General features: G+C 64.2%; 5 protein-coding genes. 4 read left to right on the top strand and 1 reads right to left on the bottom strand.

Translation table 11 applies throughout. From position 1 onward, the window contains the following. Together VKT51_06055 and VKT51_06050 are read left to right on the top strand one after the other, a co-directional pair. On the top strand, positions 1–856 hold an 856-nt coding region (locus tag VKT51_06055), incomplete at its 5' end, for an NAD(P)/FAD-dependent oxidoreductase (protein ID HLJ83718.1). A gap of 52 nt (positions 857–908) precedes the next feature. Beyond that, a complete protein-coding gene (locus VKT51_06050; GenBank protein HLJ83717.1) occupies positions 909–1,241 on the top strand; it encodes a hypothetical protein in 333 nt (110 codons plus the stop codon). Between the two features lie 4 nt (positions 1,242–1,245). On the opposite strand, the gene VKT51_06045 is transcribed toward VKT51_06050, so the two are convergent. Next, positions 1,246–1,860, bottom strand: coding sequence for a hypothetical protein (locus VKT51_06045; GenBank protein HLJ83716.1), 615 nt, complete (start codon positions 1,858–1,860; stop codon positions 1,246–1,248). A gap of 200 nt (positions 1,861–2,060) precedes the next feature. On the opposite strand from VKT51_06045, the gene VKT51_06040 reads away from it, so the two are divergent. Together VKT51_06040 and VKT51_06035 are read left to right on the top strand one after the other, a co-directional pair. After that, positions 2,061–2,411, top strand: a complete 351-nt coding sequence (locus VKT51_06040) for a hypothetical protein (protein HLJ83715.1) — start codon at positions 2,061–2,063, stop codon at positions 2,409–2,411. 12 nt (positions 2,412–2,423) lie between these two features. Beyond that, on the top strand, positions 2,424–3,160 hold a 737-nt coding region (locus tag VKT51_06035), incomplete at its 3' end, for a hypothetical protein (protein ID HLJ83714.1).

Below are 3,160 nucleotides of genomic sequence, written 5' to 3'. Positions count from 1 at the left end.
CAAGGCGGCTGCCGCTGCTGCGCGGCAGTTCGGCGCGGACATCCGCACCAAGGCGACGGTCGCCGGCATTACGACGCGTGACGGCCGCGCAACGGGCGCCCGCCTCGACAACGGCGACGAGATCGAGGCCGGCATCGTGCTCTCGAACGCGGATCCCAAGACGACGTTTCTCAAGCTCGTCCCGAGCGGTGACCTGAGCGACGATTTTCGTGTGCGCGTGCGCGACTGGCGCGACCATGGTTGCGTGGTCAAGGTCAACCTCGCGCTCGGCGAGCTGCCGGTGTTTGCCGCCCGCCCGGTGCGCGAACCCGGCCCGGTGCATAACGCCACCTTGCACATCGCGCCGGACGTCGACTACATCCAGCGCGCCTACGACGATGCCGCGCGCGGCATCCCTTCGCGAGAGCCGTTCCTCGAGATGTACCTGCAGTCACCCAACGACGATACGATCGCGCCACCCGGCAAGCACCTGCTGTCGATCTTCGCGCAATACTTTCCGTACGAGCGCTCGGACGGCGAGTGGACGGCCGAAAAGAAAGCGGCTGCCGCCGACTCGATCGTCGCCACGCTTGCCCGCTACGCGCCGAACGTGCCCAACGCCATTGAAGGACGGCAGGTCTTCACGCCGCCTGATTTGGAGCAGCGCTTCGGGTTGCCGCGCGGCCACATCTTCCACGGCGAGTTGCTGCCCGGTCAGATATTCGAGCGCCGCTTTGCGGCGAAGACCCCGTTGCCCGGCTTGTACTTGTGCGGTTCAGGCACGCATCCCGGCGGTTGCGTGAGCGGCATTCCCGGATGGCGGGCGGCACGTGCCGCGTTGCGGGAGCGTGCGGTGCCGGCGACTTCCGCCGGTTGAGCTGGAACCTTTACGCCGGCTCGCGGGTATGACTGGATAGCGGAGGACCTCTATGCTCGCTCTTTTCACCCGACTCAAACTGCTCTGGGGACTGCGGAGCTTTGGCACCAAAGTCGCGCAGCTGTTTCTCGACCGCCGGGTTTCGCCCGGCTTGAAGGCAGGCACCGCTCTTGCAGCCGTGCTCATCGTCTCGCCCCTGGATCTGTTCGCGGACGTGCCGGTGCTCGGCGTCCTAGACGATGTGGCCCTGCTCTGGCTGCTGGCGTTGCTGTTCGTGCGCCTATGCCCGCCTGCCGTGGTGGCGGACTACACCCAAAAGCGCGTACGCAAACCGGCGACCGTGACCGTCAATGCGGGCACGGCGCTCGAAGACCCGAACCGTTAGAACTCTACCTTAGAACCCGCTCGAACAAGAAGACCCGGCGGTCGACCGCCGGGGTCTTATAGGATTCCACGAAACGGAAGCCGTTCTCGTCAGCCAGATTGAGAGCGGCTTCAATGCGGGTCGCGCTACAGGTCGACAGCTCGAGGGCCATGTAACGGCGGGCGTTGTTGCTACAGCCGATGCCTGCAGTCGCCCGCTCGACGAGCCGGCGGATAGCCGCGACGATGGCCGCACCGATGGGCTCGCCCGCGATGAACAGCTTGGATCCCACCGCTTCGACCGGGAGCCGGCCCGCGTATTCGTCGATGAGCGCGATCTTGCGCCGGTCTTTGGAGCGGGCGATCGAAAACTTTTGATCGCGATAGGCGACGTCGATCGCTTGACCGCCGTCAGGCAGCGCGAGCCGATCGCGTTCCAACACTTGCGCCGTGCCGTCCAAACCGCGGTTGAGCTCTGCGATCTCTTCGGCGAGCACGTTTTGCACGACGCGCCACGCATCGTCGGCACGCTCGGCCGGCGTGCGCGCCTCTGCGCCCACGTCGGCATACTCACGCAACCGCTCTCGTATCTCGCTGCGCGTATCAGCTAGATTGAGATCGGCGCGGAGTTCTTGCAGCACAGATGCGGCCTTCCTAAAATGCGGCGACCAAGCGAACGGAAACGTGCAGCACTGCAGCTCGGTCAAAAGCTGTGAGCGAAAAACGTTTCCGAGTTGAGAGCGGGTTCATTCGGATTCCATCGCGCGCTTCTCCTCGTCGCGAGCGGAGAATTTTTTTCCGACAAGGTCCGTCTGCGCGTAACTGCTAACAGCGGCCCGGCGTGGCCAAGAAGATTACCAATCGTAGCATCGCGCGTTACGGCGCTGCGACCGGCGCCGCGATTTGGGCGATGCTCGGTCTCGGGAACGCGTACGGCATAGGATTGGGACGCGGCGTCGATGCGTTCGTCGTCATCGCCGTCGTCGTGAACGTGGCGCTAATTATCGCCGCCGCGCTGGCATTTGTCAATGCTTCCTCGTGGCCGATCGCGTTGACCGCTGCCGCACTGGTCGTCACCGCCGATCGTGTCGTCAACGTCATCGGGACGAACGCAAATGCGTTGACGCTGGTGAGCAGCGTGCTGATCCTCTTCGCGCTGGCCGCGCTCGTCATCATGGCGCGAAAATCATAGGAAGCCTTGACCATGTCTGCTGACACACCGCTGACTCCCGAAGACCTTTACCGCCTGCGCGTCGTCAATGACGTGTGTCTTTCACCTGACACCAAGCATGTAGCGGTGACCGTTTCGTTTGCGGACGAAGCAGAGGACGAGTATCGTTCGCTCGTCTCGTTGATCTCGACGGAAAATGGAACGGCGCGCGCGCTGACCGCTGCGGATAAGAGATCGTGGGCTCCCCAGTTCTCACCCGACGGGACGCGGCTCGCGTTCCTCAGCAACCGAAGCGGCGCAGACCAGATCTGGATGCTCTCGCTGCAAGGCGGAGAGCCCACGCAACTCACCTTTTTCAAAAAGGGAGCAAGCGCGCCGCGTTGGTCGCCTGACGGCAAACGAATCGCGTTCCTCTCTGCGGGCGGCGAACGCGAAGAGCCGGCTCCGGGCTCGGAGACGAAGGCGGAGCGCAAGAAGGACGACAAGCCCGCCGTCCGCGTGCTCACAAGCGTCCGCCACAAAGAAGACGGGCGCGGTTATTTCCAAGACCGGATCAACCACATCTTCGTCGTCGCGAGCGACGGTGGAGAGCCGACCCAACTGACCGAGGGCGCCGACGAGGACAAGTCGCTGGCCTGGTCGCCCGATGGCACGCAAGTGGCGTTTGCGAGCAACCGCACCGGCGACCAATCGTCGGATGTCCTCGACATCTGGGCGGTGCCAAGCGACGGGAGCTCGCCGCCGCGCTGCCTCACGAAATCGAATGGCAG

This window comes from Candidatus Eremiobacteraceae bacterium (genome assembly GCA_035295225.1).
Taxonomy (GTDB): Bacteria; Vulcanimicrobiota; Vulcanimicrobiia; order Eremiobacterales; family Eremiobacteraceae; genus JABCYQ01.
The sequence above is the reverse complement of the archived record's forward strand: the minus strand, read 5'-3'. Positions and strand labels throughout refer to the sequence as shown.

Excerpts from the sequence above, each read along its gene's own strand:
- VKT51_06050 (HLJ83717.1), top strand. The coding sequence starts at position 909 with ATGCTCGCTCTTTTCACCCGACTCAAACTGCTCTGGGGACTGCGGAGC.